The organism is Streptomyces sp. NPDC051104 (assembly GCF_040682835.1).
Classification (GTDB): domain Bacteria; phylum Actinomycetota; class Actinomycetes; order Streptomycetales; family Streptomycetaceae; genus Streptomyces; species Streptomyces cynarae.
This window is the reverse complement of the sequence record NZ_JBFBBS010000022.1, coordinates 95,840-119,304: the sequence shown is the minus strand read 5'-3', so window position 1 is coordinate 119,304 and position 23,465 is coordinate 95,840. Positions and strand designations below refer to the sequence as shown.

The 23,465-nt window shown below is 69.9% G+C and carries 24 protein-coding genes and 1 pseudogene; 7 read left to right on the top strand and 18 right to left on the bottom strand.

Annotated elements, in window-relative coordinates:
* Positions 1–908: 908 nt before the first annotated feature.
* A complete protein-coding gene (locus AB0N14_RS26350) occupies positions 909–1,370 on the bottom strand; it encodes a hypothetical protein (RefSeq protein WP_366028172.1) in 462 nt (153 codons plus the stop codon).
* A 446-nt stretch (positions 1,371–1,816) separates the two neighbouring features.
* Here AB0N14_RS26350 and AB0N14_RS26345 point away from each other — a divergent pair, with 446 nt between their 5' ends.
* Positions 1,817–2,404 carry a hemolysin III family protein gene (locus AB0N14_RS26345; RefSeq protein ID WP_366028171.1) on the top strand — a complete coding sequence of 196 codons (588 nt, stop codon included), beginning with the start codon at positions 1,817–1,819 and terminating at the stop codon, positions 2,402–2,404.
* Between the two features lie 277 nt (positions 2,405–2,681).
* Here the strand turns inward: AB0N14_RS26345 and AB0N14_RS26340 are convergent, their stop codons facing one another.
* On the bottom strand, positions 2,682–3,020 hold the full coding sequence (locus AB0N14_RS26340) for a MerR family transcriptional regulator (protein ID WP_158925729.1): 339 nt from the start codon (positions 3,018–3,020) through the stop codon (positions 2,682–2,684).
* A 764-nt stretch (positions 3,021–3,784) separates the two neighbouring features.
* Between AB0N14_RS26340 and AB0N14_RS26335 the strand changes: the two genes are divergently transcribed.
* Together AB0N14_RS26335 and AB0N14_RS26330 are read left to right on the top strand one after the other, a co-directional pair.
* Positions 3,785–3,973 carry a hypothetical protein gene (locus tag AB0N14_RS26335; RefSeq protein WP_366028170.1) on the top strand — a complete coding sequence of 63 codons (189 nt, stop codon included), beginning with the start codon at positions 3,785–3,787 and terminating at the stop codon, positions 3,971–3,973.
* 98 nt (positions 3,974–4,071) lie between these two features.
* Positions 4,072–4,431: a hypothetical protein gene (locus AB0N14_RS26330; RefSeq protein WP_366028169.1), complete on the top strand. Its 360-nt coding sequence runs from the start codon at positions 4,072–4,074 to the stop codon at positions 4,429–4,431.
* 70 nt (positions 4,432–4,501) lie between these two features.
* Here AB0N14_RS26330 and AB0N14_RS26325 read toward each other — a convergent pair whose 3' ends face one another.
* From AB0N14_RS26325 to AB0N14_RS26310, 4 genes are all read right to left on the bottom strand, one after another.
* Positions 4,502–4,828, bottom strand: coding sequence for an SCO5918 family protein (locus tag AB0N14_RS26325; protein WP_366028167.1), 327 nt, complete (start codon positions 4,826–4,828; stop codon positions 4,502–4,504).
* 49 nt (positions 4,829–4,877) lie between these two features.
* Positions 4,878–5,282 (bottom strand): CBS domain-containing protein, encoded by a 405-nt coding sequence (locus AB0N14_RS26320; protein ID WP_366028166.1) that lies wholly within the window; start codon positions 5,280–5,282, stop codon positions 4,878–4,880.
* 45 nt (positions 5,283–5,327) lie between these two features.
* A complete protein-coding gene (locus AB0N14_RS26315) occupies positions 5,328–6,824 on the bottom strand; it encodes a DEAD/DEAH box helicase (RefSeq protein WP_366028165.1) in 1,497 nt (498 codons plus the stop codon).
* A 341-nt stretch (positions 6,825–7,165) separates the two neighbouring features.
* A complete protein-coding gene (locus AB0N14_RS26310; protein WP_344349523.1) occupies positions 7,166–7,369 on the bottom strand; it encodes a cold-shock protein in 204 nt (67 codons plus the stop codon).
* Positions 7,370–7,724: 355 nt separating this feature from the next.
* On the opposite strand from AB0N14_RS26310, the pseudogene AB0N14_RS26305 reads away from it, so the two are divergent.
* Positions 7,725–7,958 (top strand): annotated as a pseudogene (locus AB0N14_RS26305) (serine/threonine-protein phosphatase); the annotation flags it as partial.
* 136 nt (positions 7,959–8,094) lie between these two features.
* Here the strand turns inward: AB0N14_RS26305 and AB0N14_RS26300 are convergent.
* The 3 genes from AB0N14_RS26300 to AB0N14_RS26290 form a co-directional block, all read right to left on the bottom strand.
* Positions 8,095–8,355 carry a hypothetical protein gene (locus AB0N14_RS26300; protein ID WP_366028164.1) on the bottom strand — a complete coding sequence of 87 codons (261 nt, stop codon included), beginning with the start codon at positions 8,353–8,355 and terminating at the stop codon, positions 8,095–8,097.
* A gap of 1,156 nt (positions 8,356–9,511) precedes the next feature.
* The gene (locus AB0N14_RS26295) at positions 9,512–10,840 is read right to left on the bottom strand and encodes a class I SAM-dependent RNA methyltransferase (protein WP_366028163.1); all 1,329 of its coding nucleotides are present in this window, start codon (positions 10,838–10,840) and stop codon (positions 9,512–9,514) included.
* A 132-nt stretch (positions 10,841–10,972) separates the two neighbouring features.
* Positions 10,973–13,033, bottom strand: a complete 2,061-nt coding sequence (locus AB0N14_RS26290; protein WP_366028162.1) for an APC family permease — start codon at positions 13,031–13,033, stop codon at positions 10,973–10,975.
* 282 nt (positions 13,034–13,315) lie between these two features.
* On the opposite strand from AB0N14_RS26290, the gene AB0N14_RS26285 reads away from it, so the two are divergent.
* The gene (locus AB0N14_RS26285) at positions 13,316–13,987 is read left to right on the top strand and encodes a TrkA family potassium uptake protein (protein ID WP_366028161.1); all 672 of its coding nucleotides are present in this window, start codon (positions 13,316–13,318) and stop codon (positions 13,985–13,987) included.
* Positions 13,987–14,664, top strand: a complete 678-nt coding sequence (locus tag AB0N14_RS26280; RefSeq protein ID WP_103839170.1) for a TrkA family potassium uptake protein — start codon at positions 13,987–13,989, stop codon at positions 14,662–14,664. Before AB0N14_RS26285 ends, AB0N14_RS26280 begins: the two co-directional genes overlap by 1 nt.
* A gap of 238 nt (positions 14,665–14,902) precedes the next feature.
* Here the strand turns inward: AB0N14_RS26280 and AB0N14_RS26275 are convergent, their stop codons facing one another.
* From AB0N14_RS26275 to AB0N14_RS26245, 7 genes are all read right to left on the bottom strand, one after another.
* Entirely contained in the window at positions 14,903–15,625 is a 723-nt protein-coding gene (locus AB0N14_RS26275) for a DUF3159 domain-containing protein (protein ID WP_366028160.1), read from the bottom strand.
* 3 nt (positions 15,626–15,628) lie between these two features.
* Complete coding sequence (locus AB0N14_RS26270) at positions 15,629–16,027, bottom strand: OB-fold nucleic acid binding domain-containing protein (protein ID WP_200418474.1); 399 nt, start codon at positions 16,025–16,027, stop codon at positions 15,629–15,631.
* A 181-nt stretch (positions 16,028–16,208) separates the two neighbouring features.
* Positions 16,209–16,892 carry a response regulator gene (locus tag AB0N14_RS26265; RefSeq protein ID WP_366028159.1) on the bottom strand — a complete coding sequence of 228 codons (684 nt, stop codon included), beginning with the start codon at positions 16,890–16,892 and terminating at the stop codon, positions 16,209–16,211.
* Complete coding sequence (locus AB0N14_RS26260; RefSeq protein WP_366028158.1) at positions 16,889–19,432, bottom strand: ATP-binding protein; 2,544 nt, start codon at positions 19,430–19,432, stop codon at positions 16,889–16,891. Before AB0N14_RS26260 ends, AB0N14_RS26265 begins: the two co-directional genes overlap by 4 nt.
* Before the next feature lie 228 nt (positions 19,433–19,660).
* Complete coding sequence (locus tag AB0N14_RS26255; RefSeq protein WP_366028157.1) at positions 19,661–20,419, bottom strand: DUF3710 domain-containing protein; 759 nt, start codon at positions 20,417–20,419, stop codon at positions 19,661–19,663.
* Position 20,420: 1 nt separating this feature from the next.
* A complete protein-coding gene (gene dut / locus AB0N14_RS26250; RefSeq protein ID WP_366028156.1) occupies positions 20,421–20,936 on the bottom strand; it encodes a dUTP diphosphatase in 516 nt (171 codons plus the stop codon).
* Positions 20,933–21,517 carry a PaaI family thioesterase gene (locus tag AB0N14_RS26245; RefSeq protein ID WP_366028155.1) on the bottom strand — a complete coding sequence of 195 codons (585 nt, stop codon included), beginning with the start codon at positions 21,515–21,517 and terminating at the stop codon, positions 20,933–20,935. Before AB0N14_RS26245 ends, dut begins: the two co-directional genes overlap by 4 nt.
* A gap of 58 nt (positions 21,518–21,575) precedes the next feature.
* Between AB0N14_RS26245 and AB0N14_RS26240 the strand changes: the two genes are divergently transcribed.
* Complete coding sequence (locus tag AB0N14_RS26240) at positions 21,576–22,049, top strand: DUF3093 domain-containing protein (RefSeq protein WP_366028154.1); 474 nt, start codon at positions 21,576–21,578, stop codon at positions 22,047–22,049.
* A gap of 6 nt (positions 22,050–22,055) precedes the next feature.
* On the opposite strand, the gene AB0N14_RS26235 is transcribed toward AB0N14_RS26240, so the two are convergent.
* Both AB0N14_RS26235 and AB0N14_RS26230 read right to left on the bottom strand, forming a co-directional pair.
* On the bottom strand, positions 22,056–22,964 hold the full coding sequence (locus tag AB0N14_RS26235; protein WP_366028153.1) for a hypothetical protein: 909 nt from the start codon (positions 22,962–22,964) through the stop codon (positions 22,056–22,058).
* Between the two features lie 13 nt (positions 22,965–22,977).
* Complete coding sequence (locus tag AB0N14_RS26230; RefSeq protein ID WP_003993510.1) at positions 22,978–23,274, bottom strand: DUF4193 domain-containing protein; 297 nt, start codon at positions 23,272–23,274, stop codon at positions 22,978–22,980.
* Positions 23,275–23,465: the final 191 nt, after the last annotated feature.

Sequence of the window (23,465 nt, the reverse complement as noted above, 5' to 3'; positions counted from 1 at the left end):
CTCCTCGGGGAACAGCACACCGCAGTCGACGATGAGCAGCTTGCCCGCGTGCTCGAAGACGGTCATGTTCCGGCCGATCTCACCCAGACCGCCCAACGCGACGACCCTCAGCCCTCCCTCGGGCAGCGGCGGGGCGGCTTTCAGCTCGGGGTGCGGATGACTCATACCCTGACGTTACCCGTGGAGCGGGACGGCATGATCCGTTGCCTGTGTGATCTCTTCTCCCGACAGGGCCGGGGCACCGGCAGCGGCTGCTCCGGGACTATCGGATGACGCCGGCGGCCGGACAGGGAGGGGCAAGGCGGTACCGCCTTCGGTGGGTCAGCCGTGAGCCCGGTGGTGCTGGCGGGGATCTCCTGCCTCTTGTCGTGGTGGCCGGCCTCCGCGGCCTCCCGGTGCGCCTCGGCGCTGGTCCACTCGGTGTACAGCAGTGCCCGAGTGCCGTCGGCGCTGTGCCGGAAGTGCGCCCGATCTTGCCCCGGGTGCCCGCCGTCCCTCGGCTGGGCGGCGATCACGGCGTCCGTGAAGACGCGCTGCCACTCGGCTCCATGACGTCGAAGGCCGCGGTGACCAGGCAGCCGGGCGTGTGAGTCTCGTCGGCTACGGCGAGACCGAGGTACCGGCGGTATCGAGACGGCCCCGCGAGGGCGGCTGTCGAGCCGTTGCCCCGCAGGTCGCAGGTCACCACAGCGTCACCGTCGGTGCTCAGGAAGCAGGACAGTGCGGCGAGCCCATGCGCCCAGGGGCCGCAGCCGTGCCATTACGAACCCGTCCTCTCGGCAAGGACCAACTGACCGTCGCCTCCCACCACCACCGTCCGAGTCATGCCCGGATTCGTTCGATCACAGGTCACTGCTCGAACGTCCCGAGGAATTATTCGGATGCTTGTGTGTGCCGCTCGGCCGGGATCAGACACTCGTCCATGCTTCGATGAAGGCGTTACGTCCGGACGCATCGGGCGACTTGTGGTCCGCGTGAAGGACGCGCCAGGCGGTGAGTTCCAGGTCCCGGAGCCAAAGTTCGCCGATGACCTGTGTCTTGAGGTCAGGGAGGTGGTCGGACTCGGCGAGCGCCTGGCCGATCACCTCTGCGGCCGCAACGCGCTGGGGAGGCGTCATCTCGTCGACGGCCGAGAGGATCTGTCCGGCCAGACCGGTTCCTTCTCCGGCCAGCGAACGCAGCACCAGGTCCTTGATATTGGTCGGCAGCAGGTAGGCGGTGCCCGAGGATCTCCACAGGTTCGACCAGAAGCGTTCTCCTGTGTCGGTGGGGGCGGGGAGCGCGGCCAGCAGTCCGAGGAGGTGCGCGGTGGCCACGTAGCCATCGGAGTGGGCCGCCGCGAGGACGGCGATGCCGGCGACACGCTCCATGTCGAAACGGCCGGTTTCGAACTGTGGGGGCAGCCCCAATCTTTGTTCCAGCTGATCTGCGAGGGGGGCGGATGCGTGGGAGGGGAACTCGGGAAGCATCGGCGGTCCTTGGGCGTAGGTGGGCGGAGATGCGCGCTCGGGAACCCTGGTCCTTCCCATGGCTAGGCGGCTTACACGGCTTCCGCAGGCCCAGTTGGTGGCGAGACCGACCTCGACGGACGCTGTCACGGGCAGGCTCTTAGCATGATCGGATGGTTGCCGATGATGCCCAGAAGAACGGGACAGGACGGGAAGTTGTGTCTGGGGACGCCGTAGCCGGTCTCCCCGGCGGATCACATCATGGCAATGCCGGGGAGGAGTTTCACCCGGTTGCCGACCTGGTCGAGTGGGCGGCCGACCTGGTCGAGCCGGTCAAGCCGAAGCTGCGTGGCTGGCTCCATGCCGCGATGGTCCCTGCCTCGGTGAGCGCCGGCATCGTCCTCGTCTGCCTGGCTCGGACCCAGCAGGCGGCCCTGGCCTGCACCGTATACTCCGTCACCGCCTGGCTGCTGTTCGGGACGAGCGCCGTCTACCACCTGGGTACCTGGGGGCCGATGGGCGAGGCCGTCCTGCGTCGCCTCGATCACGCCAACATCTTCCTGATCACCGCCGGAACCTGCACCCCTCTGGCCGTGCTCCTCCTCCCTCCTGACCGGCGAAACCTGCTGCTGTGGGTCGTATGGACGGGCGCGCTGACCGGTATCGCCTTCCGCGTGGTGTGGGTCAACGCTCCCCGCTGGCTGTACACCCCCTGCTACCTGGCCCTGGGGTGGGCACCGGTGCGTTACCTGCCCGACTTCCTGCACACCGGCGGTGCGGCCGTGGTCACCCTGACGCTGACCGGCGGTCTCCTCTACAGCGCGGGCGCGGTGGTCTACGCCGTCCAACGACCCGACCCCTCGCCCCGCTGGTTCGGCTTCCACGAGGTGTTCCACGCCTTGACCGTGGCGGCCTTCACCGCGCACTACATCGCCATCTCCCTCGCCGTCTACTGACCACAACAGCAGGCGCATTCACTACTGCGGCACGGTGCTCTCGCCGCACTCGCGGCTCGATCAACGACTGGGGCCGTGTGGGGGGATGCCTGGAGGGGAGGCGGCGCCCGGGTAGGGAGCGTGCCAGCCGCCTCACCCGTTGTGGCGGCGCCGCGACCGGGGCCGGAGGTGAGCGAAATGCCGGTGGAGCCGTTCGGACACGAGGATCATCTCTGCGCGCCGCAGCCCGGCCACGCGCGGGTGTGATAGCCCGCCGATACCGGCGGGCCCGCTCACCTCAGGCTGCGGCCGACGGACTGGACGATCCGCCGGTGCGGCGGTATTCGGCGTTGATGCGCTGGGCTTCTTCGAGCTGGTCTTCGAGGATGATGATCCGGCATGCGGCCTCGATCGGGGTGCCCTGGTCGACGAGCTCACGCGCGCGGGCCGCGATGCGCAGTTGGTAGCGGGAGTAGCGGCGGTGACCGCCCTCGGAGCGCAGTGGTGTGATCAGTCGCGCTTCGCCGATGGCGCGGAGAAAGCCGGGAGTGGTACCGAGCAACTCGGCGGCCCGGCCCATCGTGTAGGCGGGGTAGTCGTCGTCGTCGAGACGGCTTAGCGACTCGTCTGCTGTCATCTCACCTCTCTGGAACGCGTGGAGGGGCCTTGGTGCCGTTTGGCACCAAGGCCCCGAAGGAACTGCAACACCATCTGCCGGCCCTAGTGCTGCGCCGGCCTTCTGTTTCCGCCCAGCCGCCTGATACTCCGACGGGGGTGCGGGGATCGCGGATGCGTGACCGGAGACCACCTACCTATCGATGTCCTGCGGTACCCGGGCTCGCGTCTTCCGCCCGGGCGATCCTGATGGTGCTCGACTCCTCCGTTCTTCCCTCGGAACCAATCACTTGCAAACAGGGACTGCGTACTGCTGGTACTGCAACCGCGTCAACCGCGGTCCTGCTCACGGCGGCCCCTCGTCACTTCAGGCCACCCGGTCCGGTCGTCAGTCCCGTCGCCGTCGTACAACAACCTGGCTTCGAAACTCCACCACCGCACCGTCATACGTGGACTGCTGCCCGGCAGTTCGTGTCTGACGGGCCCTGCTCGATCTCGACTACGAGAGAAACCATAATCATGAAGACATCGAATGTCTACTCCAGCGAGCATAGATTTGCTGCAGCTCGACGATGAGGTCTCCCGCTGAGCCGATCTGCGAATGCTGGGGGCCGTCCGCAGTGCAGGTCCGACGCACGGATGAGACCCAGAGCCGCCCGCGGAGCTTCCCGTGGCGCCGCCGACCGGCGCGGCGCGTCGACCGCGATTCTCAGCCCCCTCCGGCGAGCACGGTGGCTCCGGTGAGTTGGCGGGCGGGGCACAGGGTCGGGTGGGCAAGGGCCGGGCATGAACGATCCGCAGACGAGGGTGACCCTGATGAACACGATGTCCGTCAACGCCACAGCTGCCCCGTTCCACGCGGCCGTTGCCGACGCACGCGATACCGCGCAAGCGTCCATCGAAGACCTGCGGCAGCCGACCAATGCCTCGAGGCACGCCCCTGGCTCGCAGCCGCCGCACATGCGCACCCCCTGACCTGTATTGCGGCACCAGGGGAGCCGTATGCGCCCGTCTCGCCCGGTTGCGCCACCGTCCAGGCCGCCCGGGCGGGCCGGTGCATAGAATCCGATCCCATGCCGAAGCCTGACGAGTTGCTCGTTGCGATAGCCGCCCTTGTGGAGTCCGGGCAGAGCAATCAGATGTCCCTGACCGTGGTCACCAGTGGTGCTGTCATCACCGGTCGGCTGGCTCCAGAAGCCATGTGGAGGCAGAGGGTGTCTGAGGTGCTGACGGACTCCGCCGACCTGGGCGAATTCTCCGCCGTCTTCGACACCCCCGCCAAGAAGGACGGGCCGCCCACGCATCTGCATTTCCACGTCGCCCGGATCCTGCAGGGTACGGTGGGGATCCCGGAGACAGGCGGGATGTACCGCGTTGCGATCGAGGACGTCAGTGCCTGGACCGTGGGCGACTTCAGCTACTCCGGCCACTGACCCACCGAGACACGGCACACAGTGAGGCCCGACCGGCACACGCCGGTCGGGCCTCACTGCTCGGTTCGGCTCACACCTGTCCGTACGTCAGGCGGACAGGGGGAGCGCCGAGCGTTGCGGACGCCGGCTCGTACGGGCCGGCCATGGGCGCAGATGCGGCGGTAGGGCGGGTGCGGCAGGTGAAGCCGAGTTGGGTCATGGCCCTGAGGACTTCGCCGGTGCTGAAATCGCGGCGGTCCTGGCGGGTGATGACCTGGCCGACCTGCTTGGCGGGGTAGTGGCGTCGTCCGATGATGACGAACTCACCGGTGACCGGCTCGGGTGTGACGCCCTTCATCGATTCCACCACGCCGCTCTTGGTCAGGTCGAACGGGAAGCGGGCGATGACACAGCGCATGATGCCTCCAGGGAGACGAGAAGACGGGGCCGGGTGGGGTGAGGGCGGTTCAGCGGGAGAGGGCGAGGACGCCCAGAGCGTTGCCGTGTTCGTCGACCACGGGCGGGGCCCCGAGCCGGCGGCGGTGCATCGCACGTTCGGCTTCGGCCCTCGTGGTCAGCGGTGAGACGAAGGGCCCGATGGCGTCGGCGATGTCACGCAGGCGGATGCGGTCCGTGTATCCGGAGCCGTCACGAACGGCCGTGAGCCGGGCCCGGGTGACCAGGCCGGTGCACAGACCGTCCTCGTCGCAGACGACCAGATGACCTGTACGGGCGGCGGCCATCACGGACAGTGCCACCTCCACGGTCATGTCCTCCCAGACCTGCGGTCCGGCCGCGTCCATGGTGTCGGCCTCCGTGCCGTGCGCGGGGTGGGCGCTCGCCTGGCGGAACTGCGTCTGGTCCAGCGTCAAAGGGTGCCTCCTGCGGAGTTGGGCGGGCTTCCTGACACGAAGGTTCTATGCCGCCGCACCGGCGGTGGACTGCCGTACGGGCGCGCGGCGGGCCGCCGAGACGGGGCGGCGTCGGCCGCGTGAGGTGGCGCCGCGCTTCTTGGGGCGTTCGACCACCGGTGCGGTGATGACGACCGGGATGCCGGAGGGGGCCTGGGCGCCGGTGATGCGGTGCAGGGCCTCTTCGCCGACGCGGACCTGGGTGGTCTGCGGGACGATGCCGGCCGCTGCCATGAGGCGTGTCATGCCGCGGCGCTGGTTGGGGGTGACCAGGGTGACGACACTGCCGGACTCTCCTGCGCGGGCGGTACGGCCGCCGCGGTGGAGGTAGTCCTTGTGGTCGGTCGGCGGGTCGACGTTGACGACGAGGTCGAGGTTGTCGACGTGGATGCCGCGCGCCGCGACATTGGTCGCCACCAGTACGTTGACGTGTCCGGTCTTGAACTGTGCCAGCGTGCGGGTGCGCTGCGGCTGCGACTTCCCGCCGTGCAGGGCGGCGGCCCGTACTCCGCTTTTCAGGAGGTGCTCGGTGAGGCCGTCGACGGCGTGCTTGGTGTCGAGGAACATGATCACGCGGCCGTCGCGTGCGGCGATCTCGGTGGTGGTCGTGTGCTTGTCGGCACCGTGGACGTGCAGCACGTGGTGCTCCATCGTCGTGACCGCGCCGGCCGAGGGGTCGACGGAGTGCACGACGGGATCGGTGAGGTAGCGGCGCACGAGCAGGTCGACGTTGCGGTCGAGAGTGGCGGAGAACAGCATGCGCTGGCCCTCGGGCCGGACCTGGTCGAGCAGCGCGGTGACCTGCGGCATGAAGCCCATGTCGGCCATCTGGTCGGCCTCGTCGAGAACGGTGACGGCAACCTGGTTCAGCCGGCACTCGCCGCGGTCGATGAGGTCCTTGAGGCGCCCCGGCGTGGCGACGACGACCTCGGCGCCACCGCGCAGCGCGCTCGCCTGCCTACCGATCGACATCCCGCCCACCACCGTGGCCAGCCGCAGCTTGACGGAGCGGGCGTACGGGGCAAGCGCGTCGGTGACCTGCTGCGCCAGCTCACGCGTGGGTACGAGAATCAGCCCCAGCGGCTGTCCGGCCTCGGCGCGCTGCCCGGCCGTACGGGCCAGCAGCGCCAGCCCGAAGGCGAGGGTCTTGCCGGAGCCGGTGCGGCCACGGCCGAGGACGTCCCGGCCGGCGAGGGAGTTCGGCAGGGTCGCCGCCTGGATCGGGAACGGCACGGTCACGCCTTGCGAACCGAGAGCGGCCAGCAGCGCCCTGGGCATGTCCAGATCGGCGAAGCTCTCCACGGCGGAAAGCGCGGGAGTGATCGTTTTGGGCAGCGCGAACTCCCCCTGGGCGGCGGCGGGCCGACGGCTGTAACCACCGGAACGGCTCGGCCCGCCGGAGCGGCTCGTGGCCGACGAACCGAATCGGCTGCCGCCCCTGCCGGAGTCGATACTGCCGTTACGGGTGCGGGCGAAGCGGTCGTTCGTGCGTGTGCGGTTCATGCGGAACCTTCCTTGAGGCGGCACATATCAAGGAATTCCCGCAGCAACGAGCAGCACGGAGAATTGCAAGAATGGGCCGGTGGAACGCGAAAGCGAATCTGGCCGACGGAAAATCCGTGTGAGCACAGGCGCTAAAATGAGTGACGCGAAGTGGACGCAATGTTCGGGCGTCGACCGCGATGAAGCTATGAAGGGTTGCGTGTACCCCTGAAGGATGCTTCGTATGCGGTGAGCCCACGGGTTTCCTGGTTGTCGTCCACAGGTGCAACCACTGCGGGAACGAGCAGCTGGGGCCCGCACCCCGAAGGATGCGGGCCCCAGCTACAAAGTGCGCGTGAGCGTCAGGCGAGAACGATGTTCTCGGCCGTCGGGCCCTTCTGGCCCTGCGCGATGTCGAAGCTCACCTTCTGGCCCTCGAGCAGCTCGCGGAAGCCCTGGGCGGCAATGTTCGAGTAGTGGGCGAACACGTCAGCGCCGCCGCCGTCCTGCTCGATGAAGCCGAAGCCCTTTTCCGCGTTGAACCACTTCACGGTACCAGCAGCCATGTCATTTCTCCTTTGGGGCAGTGCATCGGCGCCCGCACTGCACGGACACCGAGTCGCCGCGATGATCACCCCGCCCGGAAAAAGAACCGGATATACAAAAGCGCTTCCAGCGGCACAGGAGCCGGCCCGGAGGCACTTGAAGTTTCGGGAACCACAACTGCAACTGAGATCGACAGTAGCACACCGCAGTGGCCGGTGTGCGGTAAAGAATCCCACTCTGCTTATTGCTGCAAAGAATCTGTCTGCCTGTTCCGTTGAAATCTCAGGTCGCGAGTACAGATATTGGTATACCCGCGCCACGTCTTCGGCCCGATGTGTCTGGTCGACAAGGCAATCCTCGCCGTGCCCTACTGCTGTTGACCTGCAGGAGCTGATCACCCGTACCCGTGCGCCGCATCCCCGCGAAGCCGCCCGCGCCCTCATCGCGGCGGTCGTCGACGCCAACGAGGGACACCTGGAGGGCGACGCGACCGTTATGTGCCTGGACTGGCACGACATCGACAGGGTCGGGCGGGACGCCGACACGGGCGCCGACCTCGCCGACGCCTCTGCCCCGTCATGGCCAGGACGGACCCGTCCCAAGCGATGAGCCGGATCGTTCGGCCAACTGCTTCACGCGCTCTGAAGGGGCACGCGGACTGCGCCGCCGCCGGGGTCGCCGCACCACCACGGCCAGCGCCTGCAGTAGCCAGGAGGCCGGCCGTCCTGACAGGGCCGGCCCGAAATCAGTCCCGCCCCGGCTCCCGGTCGGCGTGTCCGGTCCACCGGCTGGACTCGAGCCACGAGCGGGCTGGTTCCGCCGTGCGGGTGGTGTCCACGGTGAGTTCGAGACGGGTTCCGCCCTCGGGGCTCGCCGGATAGCTGCGCTGTTCGGTGGCGGCGAAGCAACGCCGGAGAACCTCCGCTACCCGTCGGGCGACCTCGGGTGACGCGGCGACGACGTGAACCTCGGCGTACTCCGCCGAGGGTGCTTCCTGGGGCTCCATGGGGACCTCACTGTGCGGCTGGATGCGGCTGGACCAGAGCGCCGATCACTCTACTTCGCTGTCTTCACCCGGCCCCCGGCCCTCGGCCACCACGGCCGCTCACAGCGCGCTGTGCCCCCACTCGGCAAGCCACGCGTCCACCTCGTCCGCACCGAGCACGCCCGGCTCCAGAGGAACCCGTAGAACCGTCCAGGTGTCGCCCGCGAACCCGTCGGGCACCGGGAACGGCTCGGCTGTGGAGAGGTCAGGATCCCCGACACGGAACCGGTAATGCCCGCGGTGAACCTCCAGATGCGGGGCAAAGGGACTGCAGGGTCCATCAGGCCGATCCCGAACCTGCCGGTGGAATCCGCCTGCTCTGCCTTGCTTGGCCAGGGCATAGCCAGGGCCAGAACGTCCGGCAGCCGTACGGGACTGCCGTTGTGGGCGACGAGGAGTTCCCGTTCCCTAGTCAGAAGGCGTACGTCCGTGGCGTCGAGGTCCTCGGCGTTCTGCACGATCTCCGAGAGTCCCCGGAGACGGTCGCTGGACAGATTCCCTGCGTGATCTCGGGTATGTCCCTGCGCGTGCCGTACTTGACCGTCCAGTCCGGCGAACCGGCTACCGAGTCGCTCGACCGCTGCCTCGGTCGCCGCCAAGCCCTCCGGCTCCGGTACGACGGCTCCTTCTGGGATGCCCTCCAGGGAGAAGAGCGCATCGGCGGACGCAATCCCGCGCTCCACCGCGGTCGTTCGACGCACCGCATCCCCCCGTGCTCATCCCTGCCCCCGCATACCTCGGCACTCCCTACGACACACGGTAACGAGCCCAGCGCAATCAGCACACGTCAACCCGAGACCTGTCGCCGTACGGCCCGAGCCCAAAGAACAGCCCCGGCGCGCTGCTCGATTGGTTGGGCCCGACAAGCCGATTGACCCGCGCTATCTGACCCAGGACGACCGCATCACACTCCGTCAGAATCAGCGTCAAACGAGCGTCAAGACATTTCCCGAACCGCCCCTCACGAAGTTGAGGCAGAGCGCTCTCGACCCGCGCCCCGCTGCGAAGCCGCAGGTGAGACACGTGGCGGGAGCCTGCATCATGCTTCACGCGGTGGACCCACGGAAACATGCCGACACGACCCGCCCGCAACCTGGAAAATCAGAAAAACAGCAGATCAGACGCCTTTTGCTGCGGGCTCAAGAATCGCCACGCACTCCACATGATGCGTCATAGGAAACAGATCGAACGCCCGCAGCGTCCGCACCCCGTACCCGCCCTCCCGGAAGTACGCCAGGTCCCGTGCCAGGGCGGCCGGGTCGCAGGCGACGTAGGCGATCCTGCGTGCGCCCAGCGAGGAGAGGTGGGCGACCGTCCTGCGGCCCGCGCCTGCCCGTGGCGGGTCGAGGACGATCAGGTCGACCTCCGTGATGCCCGTGCGCGGCAGGACCGATTCGACCTTGCCCTGTTCGACGCGGACGCGCGGGAAGTCGGCGAGGTTGTGCCGGGCGTCCTCCACCGCGCGCCTGCTCGACTCGATGCCGAGCACCGCGCCCTTCTCGCCGATCCGGTCGGCCAGCGCGCCCGCGAAGAGGCCGACGCCGCAGTACAGGTCGAGCGCCATGTCGCCCTTGCGCGGCAGCAGGCCCTGCATCACCGCCGTGACCAGGGTGTCCGCCGCCTTCGGGTGGACCTGCCAGAAGCCGCCGGCTCCGACACGGTGCGTACGGCCGTCGGCGCGTTCACGGACGAAGGGGCGGCCGTGGACGCGGTGGATGCCGCCCGTCTTCTCGTCGACCCGCACGACGGAGACCGGCTTGTCCAGTTCCACCAGCGGCAGGCGCGCGCCCGGCTTCGGGGTCAGGACGACCTGGCGGTCCTGGGAGCCCGTCGCCGCGATCGCCTCGACGGAGTCCATCCCCGTCCAGTCCCGCTTCTCGATACCCAGTTCGCTGACGCCCTCGGCGGCGATCAGGCAGTGGTCGATCGGCTCCACCTCGTGCGAGCGGTGCCGGCGCAGGCCCGCCCTGCCGGACCCGTCCACCGCGTACTGCATCCGGGTACGCCACTGCGGCACCTCGCCGGCCGGCAGCTTGTCGCCCTCCGCCGGCACCACCGTGCCGTCCCAGCCCGCCTCCTCGGGCGTGAGACCCGCGAGCCGGCGCAGTTGCTCGGCGATCACCTCGGCCTTCAGCCGGCGCTGTGCGCCCGGCTTGGCATGCTGCCAGTCGCAGCCGCCGCAGCGGCCGGGGCCGGCGTAGGGGCAGGGCGCCTCCACGCGGTCCTTCGAGGCCTCCAGCACGCGTACGGCGTCCGCGCGCAGGAAACGGGCTCCTTCCTCGCCCTCGGTCACCCGGGCCACGACCCGCTCGCCGGGCAGTGCGTGCCGGACGAAGAGGACCTGACCGGCGTCCGTACGGGCGATGCAGTGGCCGCCGTGGGCGACGGGGCCGATCTCGACCTCGTACTCCTCCCCCACCAGCGACTTCTTCGGTTCTGCCTGCATGGGGGCGACTCCAGATCCAGATGCGGGAAACGGGCGCGAACACGACGACGGCGCGTCAACGGCTCGGCCGGACAACAGCCCACCAGTCTACGTGGGTGCCGTCCGGCCGTTCACCATGGTCCGGGGCGGGCCTCAGCTCTGCGGTGACTGGGAGGCCGACGACTCCCGCGTCCGCTCGTGCGCCGGTCCGCGCCGCACCGCGCCCGGCGCGTTCCACTCCTGCCGCTTGCGGGCCCGCAGCCTGGCCGCCTCCGAGGACGCCAGCTGGTACGGCACCGAGGTCACCATGACGCCCGGCGTGAACAGCAGCCGGCCCTTGAGCCGCAGCGCGCTCTGGTTGTGCAGCAGATGCTCGTACCAGTGGCCCACCACGTACTCGGGGATGATCACGGAGACGGCGTCGCGCGGGGACTCGCGGCGCAGCCCCTTGACGTACTCGATCACGGGACGGGTGATCTCCCGGTACGGCGAGTCGAGGATCTTCAGCGGTACGTCGATGCCGCGCCGCTCCCACTCCTCCCTCAGCGCCTTCGTCTCGGCCGGGTCGACGTTGACGCTGAGTGCCTCCAGGCTGTCGGAGCGCAGCAGTTTGGCGTAGGCGAGGGCACGCAGCGTGGGACGGTGGATCTTGGAGATCAGGACCACCGAGTGGACCCGGGAGGGGCGCACGCTGTCGTCGCTGGGGCCCTCGGGCGCGGCGAGCTCCTCGGCCACGCCGTCGTAGTGGCGGCGGATCGCGGTCATCGTCGCGTAGAAGATGCACATGCCGAGCAGGGCGACCCAGGCGCCGTGCGTGAACTTCGTGACCAGCACGACGACCAGCACCAGGCCGGTGAAGAAGGCGCCGAAGGCGTTGATGGCGCGCGAGCGGATCATGTGGCGGCGCTTGAGCTGGTCCTTCTCCACGGCCAGGTGGCGGTTCCAGTGCTTGACCATGCCGGTCTGGCTGAGCGTGAAGGACACGAACACGCCCACGATGTAGAGCTGGATCAGCCGGGTCGAGTCGGCGCCGTAGATGAAGATCAGCAATGTCGCCGCTCCGGCGAGCAGCACGATGCCGTTCGAGAAGGCGAGGCGGTCGCCGCGGGTGTGGAGCTGGCGCGGCAGGTAGCGGTCCTGGGCGAGGATCGAGCCGAGCAGCGGGAACCCGTTGTAGGCGGTGTTCGCGGCGAGGAACAGCACCAGTGCGGTGGCGGCGGCCAGCACGATGAACAGGAAGCTGCCCTTGCCGAAGACGGCCTCGGCGACCTGCGAGATCACCGGGTTCTGGACGTATCCGGAGCCGAGCGGGTTACCGCCCCGGAGCAGGTCGGTGGCCGGGTTCTCGGCCATGCGGACCTTGGTCGTCATGGCCAGGACGATGATGCCGCAGAACATGGTGACGGCGAGCAGGCCCATCATCGCGAGCGTGGTCGCCGCGTTCTTCGACTTGGGCTTGCGGAAGGCCGGGACGCCGTTGGAGATCGCCTCCACGCCGGTGAGGGCGGCGCAGCCGGAGGAGAAGGCGCGCAGGAGGAGGAAGACGAGCGCGAAGCCCGCTACGCCCTGGTGCTCGGCCCTGATCTGGTACGCGGCCGTGGGCGCCCGCATGGTGTCGTCGAGGACCAGCCCGCGGAACGCGCCCCACGCGATCATGATGAAGACGCCCGCGACGAAGACGTAGGTCGGGATCGCGAACAGCGTGCCGGACTCCCTGACGCCGCGCAGGTTCATCAGCGTGAGCAGCACGACCACGGCGACCGCGCAGAACACCTTGTGCTCGACGACGAACGGGATCGCGGAGCCCAGGTTCTCGATGCCGGAGGAGATCGACACGGCGACCGTGAGGACGTAGTCGACGAGCAGGGCACTGGCGACGGTGAGGCCGGCCTTGGGGCCGAGGTTGGTGGTGGCCACCTCGTAGTCGCCGCCGCCGCTGGGGTACGCGTGCACGTTCTGCCGGTAGGAGGCGACCACCGTGAACATGAGCACGACGACGGCGACGGCGATCCAGGGGCTGAAGTGGTAGGCCGACACGCCCGCGATGGAGAGGACCAGCAGAACTTCTCCGGGCGCGTACGCGACGGAGGAGAGCGGGTCGGAGGCGAAGACGGGGAGTGCGATGCGCTTCGGCAGGAGCGTTTCCCCCAGCCGGTCGCTGCGCAGTGCGCGCCCGATCAGGATCCGTTTGGGCACGTCGGTCAGTTTGGACACAACAGAGGATCGTAAGGGGTCGTTCGGGTGCCCCTCCACCCGCCGGAGGAGATCTGCCTCACGAGTGAAATACGTGTGGGGGCGCGCTGCGGATTCCGCAGGTGAGGAGTCGGCACGCCTCTATGACAAAACCCCTTCGGGCGCCGACCCGGAGGGGGCCCGCACGACGGGGCCGGCATGGTGCACGGGGGTCCCCTGTACGGACCGCGCGTGTGTAGCTTGGGCGGCGGTCTGAGAACCTGTTTGGACTGAGTCGTAACCATTGACATCGGAAGGACGGTCGTGCACATCGTCATCATGGGCTGCGGAAGAGTGGGTTCCGCTCTGGCCCAGACCCTGGAGCAACAGGGGCACACGGTCGCCGTGATCGACCAGGACCCCACCGCCTTCCGACGACTGGGCTCCGGGTTCGGCGGCCGTCGTGTCACCGGCGTCGGCTTCGACCAGGACACCCTGCGCGAGGCGGGCATCGAGGAGGCCGGTGCCTTCGCCGCCGTCTCGAGCGGCGACAACTCGAACATCATCGCGGCGCGGGTCGCCCGCGAGATGTTCGGCATCGAGAACGTCGCGGCCCGGATCTACGACCCCCGCCGCGCCGAGGTCTACCAGCGGCTCGGCATCCCGACCGTCGCCACGGTCCGCTGGACGGCGGACCAGATGCTGCGGCGTCTGCTGCCGTCCGGTGCGGAGCCGCTGTGGCGCGACCCCACCGGCGGGGTCCAGCTCGCCGAGGTGCACGCGTCGCCGAAGTGGGTCGGCCACAAGATCAGCAAGCTTCAGGAGGAGACCAGCGTCCGGGTGGCGTTCCTCACCCGGCTGGGCGAGGCGATGCTGCCCTCCTCGCAGACGGTTCTGCAGGAGGGCGACCTCGTGCACGTGATGATGCGGACGCACGACGTCGAGAAGGTCGAGGCGGCGTTCGCCGAGGGCCCTGAAGAGGAGAGCGGTCACTGATGAGGGTCGCCATTGCCGGTGCCGGCGCGGTCGGTCGCTCGATCGCGGGCGAACTGCTGGAGAACGGCCACGAGGTCCTTCTCATCGACAAGGCGCCGACCGCGATCTCGGTCGAGCGCGTCCCGCAGGCGGAGTGGCTGCTGGCCGACGCCTGTGAGATCACGTCCCTGGACGAGGCGGCGCTCCAGCGCTGCAACGTGGTGATCGCCGCGACGGGTGACGACAAGGTGAACCTGGTCGTGTCGCTGCTGGCGAAGACGGAGTACGGCGTCCCGCGCGTCGTCGCCCGGGTCAACAACCCGAAGAACGAGTGGCTGTTCAACGAGGCGTGGGGCGTGGACGTGGCCGTGTCCACCCCGCGTCTGATGTCGGCGCTGGTGGAGGAGGCGGTGAGCGTCGGCGACCTGGTCCGTCTGCTCCGCTTCAGCCACGGCGACGCGAACCTGGTCGAGCTGACCCTGCCGCCCGAGTCAGCCCTGGCGGGTACGCAGGTGGGCGATGTGCAGTGGCCCGAGGACACGTCCCTGGTGACGATCATCCGCGGCACCCGGGTCCTCACCCCGTCCCAGGAGGACTCCCTGGAAGCGGGCGACGAGCTGCTCTTCGTGGCGGCCCAGGCACGCGAGGGTCAGCTGGAGGAGCTGCTGTCGGTGCGCAGGGAGGACGCGGCGGGCTAGGCCGCGAGGGTGCGGGCTTCGGGTGCGCCTGGCATGACCGGGCGCGCCCCGGGCGGCGCACCCTGGGGCAGCGGCCCCCTCGAGTGGGGCCACCCGACAGCCGAGGCCGACGACAGCCGGCCCGTCTGGGGGTACCCCCTGCTCGAAGGGCTTGGGGGAGACTGAGGACGAGGCCGTTCAGGCCGAAGCGGAGGTCTGGGGGCGGCAGCCCCCGGACGGCCACCCCACCACCGGGGGACTAAGCCTCCCGACGGTGCCGCCCGGCCCCTTCGCTCTTGGCGGCAGCCTCTTCCGCCTCCATCTCCGCGAACACGTCGATCGGCGCGGGCGCCTTCGCCAGGAACACCCACGTCAGCCACACGGCGAGCAGGAACGGCGGGATCTTCAACGCGATCAGGACCCAGCCCAGTTGGGCGGTGTTCGCCCACCAGTACAGCGGGAACAGGATCGCGCACTTGCCGAGCAGGATCAGCCCCCAGGCCCAGCTGGCCTTGGCGTAGGCCTTCTTACGGCCCGGGTTGCGCGTGCGCCAGGAGAGGTTCTCCTTGAAGACCGGGCCGAGGATCAGGCCGATCAGCGGGACCCCGGCGAGCGTGGTGATGATGTACGCGAGGCCGAGGCCCAGCGTGTAGAGCATGCCCGGCAGGTAGAAGTCCTTCGCGTTGCCGGTCATCATCGCGAAGACCACGCCGAACGCCACGCCGAAGACACCGCTGAACGCGTGCTTCACGGTGTCCCGCATGGCGAGGCGGACCACCACCAGCAGCAGGGACACCGCGAGCGCGACGATCGCCGACCAGTGCAGGTTCTTGTTGATGGTGAAGATCGTGACGAAGAACAGGCCGGGCACCACGGTCTCGACCATGCCGCGGACCCCGCCGAACGCCTCGAAGAGCGCGGCCTCGGTCACCGCCCGCGAATCCTGCTGGGCGCCTTCGGTCGGCTTCTCGAGTGACGTCACCGGCTACTCCCGTCCGAGCGGTCTGAGTTCGTACTTGGGGTTGAACAGCACTCTGCGGCCCCGGCTCATCGAGATCCGGCCGGACGCGATCAGCTTGCGTCCCGGCTCTATCCCGACGATCGAGCGCCTGCCGAGCCACACCACGTCCAGCGCGGCCGAACCGTCGAACAGCTCGGCCTCCAGCGCCGGGACACCGGCCCGCGGGCGCAGCGTGACCGTGCGCAAGGTACCAGTAACCGTGACGATCTGTCGGTCGTGGCAGTCGCCGATCCGCGTACAGCCCGCGGTCTCGGCGTCCTCCCGCAGTTCCTCGGACTCCAGGTCCTCCTGCGACGAGGAGAGCCGGTCCAGCATGCGCCGGAGGCGGCCCACCGGCTTCTCGGAACGAGGAACAGCGCTCATACAGAAAGCGTACCGGGGGGCACCGACACGGACGCACCGGCGACCCGGCCCGCCCTGCGGCTCACTTCTCGCAGCCCCGGCCGGACTCCCGGCTCACTTCTCGAACCGGCACCCCATCCCCGGCTCCGTGATACTGCATCCCCCGGGGGACACCCCCCGGACCCCCGGCCGGACTCCCCGCTCACTTCTCGAACCGGTACCCCATCCCCGGCTCCGTGATGAAGTGCTGGGGATGCGACGGGTCCGTCTCCAGCTTCCGCCTCAGCTGGGCCATGTACACCCGCAGGTAGTTCGTCTCCGTCCCGTACGACGGCCCCCACACCTCCTGCAGCAGCTGTTTCTGGCTGACCAGGCGGCCGGTGTTGCGGACCAGCACCTCCAGCAGGTGCCACTCCGTGGGGGTGAGGCGTACGTCCTTCCCGGCCCGGTTGACCTTCTTCGCGGCCAGGTCGACGGTGAAGCCCTCGGTCTCCACGACGACGTCGTCCTCGCCGCCCCCGTTCGGCTCCGCGCGGCGGACGGCGGCGCGCAGGCGGGCGAGCAGCTCGTCCATGCCGAACGGCTTGGTGACGTAGTCGTCCGCGCCCGCGTCCAGCGCCTGGACCTTCTCGTCGGAGGAGTGGCGGGCGGACAGGACGATGATCGGCACCCGGGTCCAGCCGCGCAGCCCCTTGATCACCTCGACGCCGTCCAGGTCGGGCAGCCCGAGGTCCAGCACCACGACGTCGGGGTGGCGGGCGGCGGCGAGCTGGAGCGCGGTCGCGCCGTCGGTGGCCGCGTCGACGTCGTACTTGCGCGCCTTCAGGTTGATCACGAGGGCGCGCACGATCTGCGGCTCGTCATCGACCACGAGCACCCGGGTCATGTGGTCTGCCTTTCTGGTTCGGCGACTCGTATGGGGTGGTGGGCGCCGTTCACGGCCCGCAGGGTGAGGACCATCGTGAGCCCTCCGCCGGGGGTGTCCTCCGCACTCAGGGTGCCGCCCATGGCCTCGGCGAAGCCGCGGGCCACCGCGAGGCCGAGGCCGACGCCGGCGCCGCGGGGGGCGTCGCCGTAGCGCTGGAAGGGCTCGAAGATGCGTTCCTTCGCCTCGTCGGGGACGCCCGGGCCGCGGTCGACGACGCGCACCTCCACCCGGTCGGCGAGGGCGCTGGCGGCGACCAGGACGGATGAGCCGAGGGGGCTGTACTTGACCGCGTTCTCGACGAGGTTGGCCACCGTGCGCTCCAGCAGTCCGGCGTCCACGGCGACCATCGGCAACGTCTCGGGGATGTCGAGTTCGACGCTGTCCTCCGGCACCCCGCCGAGCGCCATCGGGACCACCTCGTCGACGTCGATCTCCCGGATCAGCGGGGTGACGGTGCCGGTCCGGAGGCGGGACATGTCGAGCAGGTTGCCGACCAGGTGGTCGAGGCGGTCGGCGCCCTCCTCGATCGCCGCCAGCAGCTCGGCGCGGTCCTCGTCGGACCACTCCACGTCGTCCGACCTGAGGGAGGTCACCGACGCCTTGATGCCCGCGAGCGGCGTGCGCAGGTCATGGCTGACGGCGGCCAGCAGGGCGGTGCGGATGCGGTTGCCCTCGGCGAGGGTGCGGGCCTGTTCGGCCTCCTTCTGCAGACGCTGCCGGTCCAGGACCACCGCGGCCTGCGCGGCGAAGGCGGCCAGCACCCGGCGGTCGGAGGCGGGCAGGACGCGCCCGGACAACGCGAGCGCCATGTGGTCCCCGGCGGGCACGTCCACGTCCGCGTCCTCCGGCCGCCCGACCGGGGCGCCGGGGCCGACGCTGCCCGCGCAGGTCCAGGGCGCGACCTCGCTCTCACGCTCCAGCAGCGCGGCGGACTCCATGCCGAAGGTCTCCCGCACCCGCTCCAGCAGTGCCTCCAGGCTGGTCTCGCCGCGCAGCACGCTGCCCGCGAGGAAGGAGAGGATCTCGGACTCGGCGCGCAGCCTGGCCGCCTGGTGGGTGCGCCGGGCGGCGAGGTCCACCACCGAGGCCACCGACACCGCGACCGCGACGAAGATCGCGATGGCGACGATGTTCCGGGGGTCGGCGATCGTCAGCCGGTGCAGCGGAGGCGTGTAGTAGTAGTTCAGCAGCAGGGAGCCGAAGGCCGCCGAGGCGAGCGCCGGGAGGAGCCCGCCGAGCAGGGCCGCCGCCACGGTCAGCGCCAGGAACAGCAGCATGTCGTTGGCGAGGCCCAGGTCGACGGTGTTCAGCAGCAGCGCCATGACGACCGGGCCGAGGACGCCGACCAGCCAGCCGGCGAGGATGCGCGTGCGGCCGAGGCGCGCGCCCCGGGCCACCGGCAGGCCGCGGCCCTTGGCGACCTCCTCGTGGGTGACGATGTGCACGTCGAGGTCGGGCCCGGACTCGCGGGCGACCGTGGCACCGACGCCGGGCCCGAAGACGTACTGCCAGGCCTTGCGGCGCGAGGAGCCGAGGACGATCTGGGTGGCGTTCACCCCGCGGGCGAAGTCGAGCAGGGCCGCCGGGATGTCGTCGCCCACGACGTGGTGGAAGGTGCCGCCCAGATCCTCGACCAGGGTGCGCTGGACGGCGAGTTCCTTGGGCGAGGCGGAGGTGAGCCCGTCGCTGCGGGCGATGTAGACGGCCATCACCTCGCCGCCGGCGCCCTTCTCCGCGAGGCGGGCGGCGCGGCGGATCAGGGTCCGTCCCTCGGGGCCGCCGGTGAGCCCGACGACGATCCGCTCGCGGGAGCCCCAGATCGCCGACACCTGGTGCCGGCTGCGGTACTCGTTCAGGTATTCGTCGACCCGGTCCGCCACCCACAGCAGGGCCAGCTCGCGCAGGGCGGTCAGGTTTCCGGGCCGGAAGTAGTTCGCCAGGGCGGCGTCGATCTTGTCGGGCTGGTAGATGTTGCCGTGCGCCATGCGGCGGCGCAGGGCCTGCGGAGACATGTCGACGAGCTCTATCTGGTCGGCGCGGCGCACCACCTCGTCGGGGAGGGTCTCGCGCTGCCGTATGCCCGTTATCGACTCGACGACGTCGCCGAGGGACTCCAGGTGCTGGATGTTGACGGTGGAGACGACGTCGATCCCGGCGGCCAGCAGCTCCTCGACGTCCTGCCAGCGCTTGGCGTTGCGGGAGCCGGGGACATTGGTGTGGGCGAGTTCGTCCACCAGGGCGACGGCAGGGGCGCGGCGCAACACGGCGTCGACGTCCATCTCGGTGAAGAAGCTTCCGCGGTACTCCAGCTCCCTGTGCGGGACCTGCTCCAGTCCGTGCAGCATCACCTCGGTACGGGACCGGCCGTGGTGCTCCACGAAGCCGACGACGCAGTCCGTGCCCCGCTCGACGCGCCGGTGCGCCTCGGACAGCATGGCGTAGGTCTTGCCGACGCCCGGTGCCGCACCGAGGTAGATCCGAAGCTTGCCGCGTCCCATGGCCCCATTGTCTTCCGGTGTCTTCCCGCCGCAGCTGCGCACGCTGCGTCGACCTTACGGCCAATAATCACGGCATATGGGGCATGGGATGGCGGGCGGGGCATCTTTGACGCGACTCTGATACGCCCTTCCCGACCGCGTCCGGCAGGGGGAAAGCAAGTGGGGCCGCGCCCCTCGGCGAGGGATGCGGCCCCGTGGTGTGCCTGCCCGGCGGCAGTGCTCCGGCTGCTAGCGGACCTCGGTGATCTCCGGGCCACGCTGCAGCTGGCCCATGCCGCCCGAGAAGCGGGAGCCTTCCTCCTGCTGGACGCCCTCGGGCACCATCTGGGCGTCGTTCGGCAGCTTCAGGACGATCGGGTCGCGCGGTGCCATCGGGCCCTCGCCGCGGACCACGACCGTGTCGCGGAAGATCTGCTCGAGCAGGCCGGCGGCCTGCGGCTGCACGGCGCCCTGCCCGGAGATCACGCCGCGCAGGAACCAGCGGGGACCGTCCACGCCGACGAACCGCACGACCTGGAACCCGCTCGTGCCGTCCGGCAGCTGCACCGGCACCTGCGCGCGCAGCTCCCAGCCCAGTGGCCCCTCGACCTCGTCGACGATGCCACCCTGCTGGGTGATGCCGCCTGCGATCTCCTTGCGCACCTCGCCCCAGATGCCCTCGCGCTTGGGCGCGGCGAAAGCCTGGAGCTGGATGGCGCTGTCGCGCAGCACGACGGTCGCCGCGACGATCGCGTCGCCCGCGACCTCGACCCGCAGCTCCATGCCCTCGACGCCGGGCACGAACAGCCCGCCCAGGTCCACCCGGCCCTCGCCGGGCTCCCGGACCTCGGACACGTCCCAGGGCCCGTCGGGCCGGGGCTCGGGCTCCAGCCTCACGCGCTCGCGCTCGACCTCGTCGTCCGCCTCAGTGTCGACACCGTCGACGACCTGCTCGGCCTCGCCGGCCGCGTCCTCGGCGGCACCCTTCTTCTTGCGACGTCCGAACACGTCACTGTCCTTCCCGGTCGGATACGACCGAAGCGTATCGATTCCCACCCGTTGTGCCGCCCACGGCGGCATGACCGCCGGTGGACCCGAAGCCCCCATCGGCCCGCGCGGAGTCGGGAAGCTCCGCGACCTCCTGGAAGCGGACCCTCTCGACCTGCTGGACGACCAGTTGGGCAATCCGGTCGAAGCGCTCGAACCGCACGGACTCTCGCGGGTCGAGATTCACCACGATCACCTTGATCTCCCCACGGTACCCGGCATCCACCGTCCCCGGGGCATTGACGAGGGCGACACCGCAGCGTGCGGCGAGACCGGACCGCGGATGCACGAAGGCCGCGTACCCCTCGGGCAGCGCCACAGACACCCCGGTGGGCAGAACGGCCCGTTCACCGGGCGCCAGTTCGCAGCCGACGGTGGTGCGCAGATCGGCTCCCGCGTCACCGGGATGCGCGTACGCCGGAAGCGGTACCTCCGGGTCAACACGCCGGATCAGCACGTTCACGGGCTCGCTGCTCACGGGTTCACCTCGAAGGCTCGTACGCGCCGGAGCTGGTCCGGGTCGTCCATGACCGCCCAGATCTCCTGGGGGCGGCCGTGCTCGGTGAAGTGGTCCACCTTCACCTCGATGAACAGGGCCTCGGCACGGACGGCGACGGGCCCCTCGGGGCCCCCGATCCGCCCGGTCGCCCTCGAGTAGATCTTCCGTCCGGCCACCGCCGTCACTTCGGCCTCCAGATACAGCACGGTACCCACGGGCACGGGCCGTACGAAGTCGGTCTCCAGGCGCCCTGTGACCGCGATGGTGCGCAGGAGCCAGTTCAGGGAGCCCAGGGTCTCGTCGAGGGCGGTGGCGAGGACCCCGCCGTGGGCGAGGCCGGGCGCGCCCTGGTGGGCGGGGCGGACGGTGAACTCGGCGGTGACGGACACCCCGTCACCGGCCCGCGCCTCGAGACGCAGCCCGTGCGGCTGCTCTCCACCGCACCCGAAGCACTGTCCGTAGTGCGCGCCGAGCGGCGCGCCCGGCGCCGGGGCGTCGAGGTGCCGTACGGGCGCGACCGCGTCGGCGGGGGGCGTCAGACCGGAGGAAGTACCACTCACAGGCGCAGACCTTACCCGCGCGTGAACGTGCCGCGGACACCGTGCCAAGCTTGGCTCCATGCAGCTCTCCGCGTCGCCGTACGAAGAACGCCTGACCGCGCCCCGCACCTGGTGGCTGATGTGCCTCCTGGTCGGCATCGCCATGGCCCTGGTGCTGCTGCCGTTCGGCACGCTCCCGCTGCTCGGCGGCCTGGTGGGCGGCACCGCGGCCTCGGCGGTCGTGGCCAGTTCCTACGGCTCCCCCCGCATCCGCGTGGTCGGCGACGCGCTGATCGCGGGCGAGGCGAAGATCCCGGTGGCGGCGCTCGGCGAGGCGGAGGTGCTGGACCAGGAGGAGGCCCGCGCCTGGCGCACGTACAAGGCGGACACGAGGGCTTTCATGCTGCTGCGCGCGTACATCCCGACGGCGCTGAAGGTGGAGGTCACGGATCCGGCGGACCCGACGCCGTACCTGTACCTGTCGACCAGGGAACCGGAGAAGCTGGCGGCGGCGATCAAGGCGGCCCGGGCGGAGAGCCGGGGCACGGTCTAGGACCGCTCACTCCTCGAGCGGCGAGGGACCCGGCGGCTTCTCCAGCGGCGGCAGTTCCGGCAGCGCCTCCCACGGCACCTGCATCCTGCGCAGGTCCTTGCGGATCCGCTGCGCGACCCTCCGGGTGTCGCGGCGGTTCATGACCGCGCCCACCGCGGCCCCCACCATGAACGGCATCAGGTTCGGCAGGTCCCGCACCATCCGCTTCATGATCCGCTGCCGCAGTTCCCGCTTCATGCGCCCGCCGAGGGCGGCGTCGATCGTGGCGGGGTTGGTCATGTCGATCCCGCGTTCACCGGCCCAGGACCTCAGATACAGGGTGCTGCGCTGAGCAAGGGTGCCAGGCGGCCGCAGCCCGTACACCTCGTGCAGTTCGGCGATCAGCTTCAGCTCGATCGCCGCGACGCCGGTGATCTCCGTGGCCAGCTCGGTGGGCATGGCAGGCGGTACCGGCAGCATCGCCGCGGCGCCGACTCCGGCCCCTACCGTGGCCGTCGCCCCTGCCGCGCCCGCCACGAGTTTGTCGGCGATTTCCTCGGGTCCGAGGCCGGGGAACTGCCTGCGCAGGGTCTCGAGGTCCCGTACCGGGATGCGCGGGGCCATGTCGATGATCCGGTCGGCGAGATACGCCAGAGCCGCTCTGGCCGCACTGCCGCCCTTGCGGACGCCCTCCCGGACTCCTGTACGGACTCCCTCGCGGACGGCGACCGCACGGCGTCGTGCGGCGGGTGCCGGAGGATCGGCCGGCACCAGGGGCCCCACGGGGGCCGCCGGGGCGTGCGGTTCGAGCGAGGCTGTTCCCTCTCCGGAAGAGCCCCGCTCGTCGTCATGTACGCCGTGGGAGCCCTCGTCGGGCTCCTGCTCCGCTCCCCTGCGCGAGAAGCGGCGCTTCCAAGGAGGGGTCGAGCCGGTCACGGCCGACCCTGCCTCAGTCGCAGTCGCGGCAGATCGGCTGACCGTTCTTCTCCCGGGCCAGCTGGCTGCGGTGGTGCACCAGGAAGCAGCTCATGCAGGTGAACTCGTCCTGCTGCTTCGGGAGCACCCGGACGGCCAACTCCTCGTTGGAGAGGTCGGCGCCCGGCAGTTCCAGGCCCTCGGCGGCCTCGAACTCGTCGACGTCTACAGCGGAAGCGGACTTGTCGTTCCGCCGGGCCTTCAGCTCTTCAAGGCTGTCGGAGTCGACGTCGTCGTCGGTCTTGCGTGGGGTGTCGTAATCCGTTGCCATTTCGCTCTCCCCCTCTGGGTGTCTGCGGTGTCTCCAGCGCACGTAACGCGTGAGAGGCCGGACTTGTGCCCGCCTCGAGGCGGAGATTTTGCCTCACATCAAGGTCTGTTACTCAATCGACACCCAACCGGACTCCTCAAGAGTGATCGGCTTGGATGGCGAAGCGGACCGTACACGGTCTCCGTGGCACA

What these genes read in the sequence shown, in the direction of transcription:
- AB0N14_RS26335 (WP_366028170.1), top strand. Translation starts at nt 3,785, where the DNA reads ATGAACGATCCGCAGACGAGGGTGACCCTGATGAACACGATGTCCGTC.
- AB0N14_RS26270 (WP_200418474.1), bottom strand. Translation starts at nt 16,027, where the DNA reads ATGAGCGCTGTTCCTCGTTCCGAGAAGCCGGTGGGCCGCCTCCGGCGC.
- AB0N14_RS26350 (WP_366028172.1), bottom strand. Translation starts at nt 1,370, where the DNA reads ATGGAGCGTGTCGCCGGCATCGCCGTCCTCGCGGCGGCCCACTCCGAT.
- AB0N14_RS26295 (WP_366028163.1), bottom strand. Translation starts at nt 10,840, where the DNA reads ATGCAGGCAGAACCGAAGAAGTCGCTGGTGGGGGAGGAGTACGAGGTC.
- AB0N14_RS26280 (WP_103839170.1), top strand. Translation starts at nt 13,987, where the DNA reads ATGAGGGTCGCCATTGCCGGTGCCGGCGCGGTCGGTCGCTCGATCGCG.
- AB0N14_RS26330 (WP_366028169.1), top strand. Translation starts at nt 4,072, where the DNA reads ATGCCGAAGCCTGACGAGTTGCTCGTTGCGATAGCCGCCCTTGTGGAG.
- AB0N14_RS26260 (WP_366028158.1), bottom strand. Translation starts at nt 19,432, where the DNA reads ATGGGACGCGGCAAGCTTCGGATCTACCTCGGTGCGGCACCGGGCGTC.
- AB0N14_RS26265 (WP_366028159.1), bottom strand. Translation starts at nt 16,892, where the DNA reads ATGACCCGGGTGCTCGTGGTCGATGACGAGCCGCAGATCGTGCGCGCC.
- AB0N14_RS26345 (WP_366028171.1), top strand. Translation starts at nt 1,817, where the DNA reads ATGGTCCCTGCCTCGGTGAGCGCCGGCATCGTCCTCGTCTGCCTGGCT.
- AB0N14_RS26315 (WP_366028165.1), bottom strand. Translation starts at nt 6,824, where the DNA reads ATGAACCGCACACGCACGAACGACCGCTTCGCCCGCACCCGTAACGGC.
- AB0N14_RS26310 (WP_344349523.1), bottom strand. Translation starts at nt 7,369, where the DNA reads ATGGCTGCTGGTACCGTGAAGTGGTTCAACGCGGAAAAGGGCTTCGGC.
- AB0N14_RS26300 (WP_366028164.1), bottom strand. Translation starts at nt 8,355, where the DNA reads ATGGAGCCCCAGGAAGCACCCTCGGCGGAGTACGCCGAGGTTCACGTC.
- AB0N14_RS26240 (WP_366028154.1), top strand. Translation starts at nt 21,576, where the DNA reads ATGCAGCTCTCCGCGTCGCCGTACGAAGAACGCCTGACCGCGCCCCGC.
- AB0N14_RS26325 (WP_366028167.1), bottom strand. Translation starts at nt 4,828, where the DNA reads ATGCGCTGTGTCATCGCCCGCTTCCCGTTCGACCTGACCAAGAGCGGC.
- AB0N14_RS26230 (WP_003993510.1), bottom strand. Translation starts at nt 23,274, where the DNA reads ATGGCAACGGATTACGACACCCCACGCAAGACCGACGACGACGTCGAC.
- AB0N14_RS26340 (WP_158925729.1), bottom strand. Translation starts at nt 3,020, where the DNA reads ATGACAGCAGACGAGTCGCTAAGCCGTCTCGACGACGACGACTACCCC.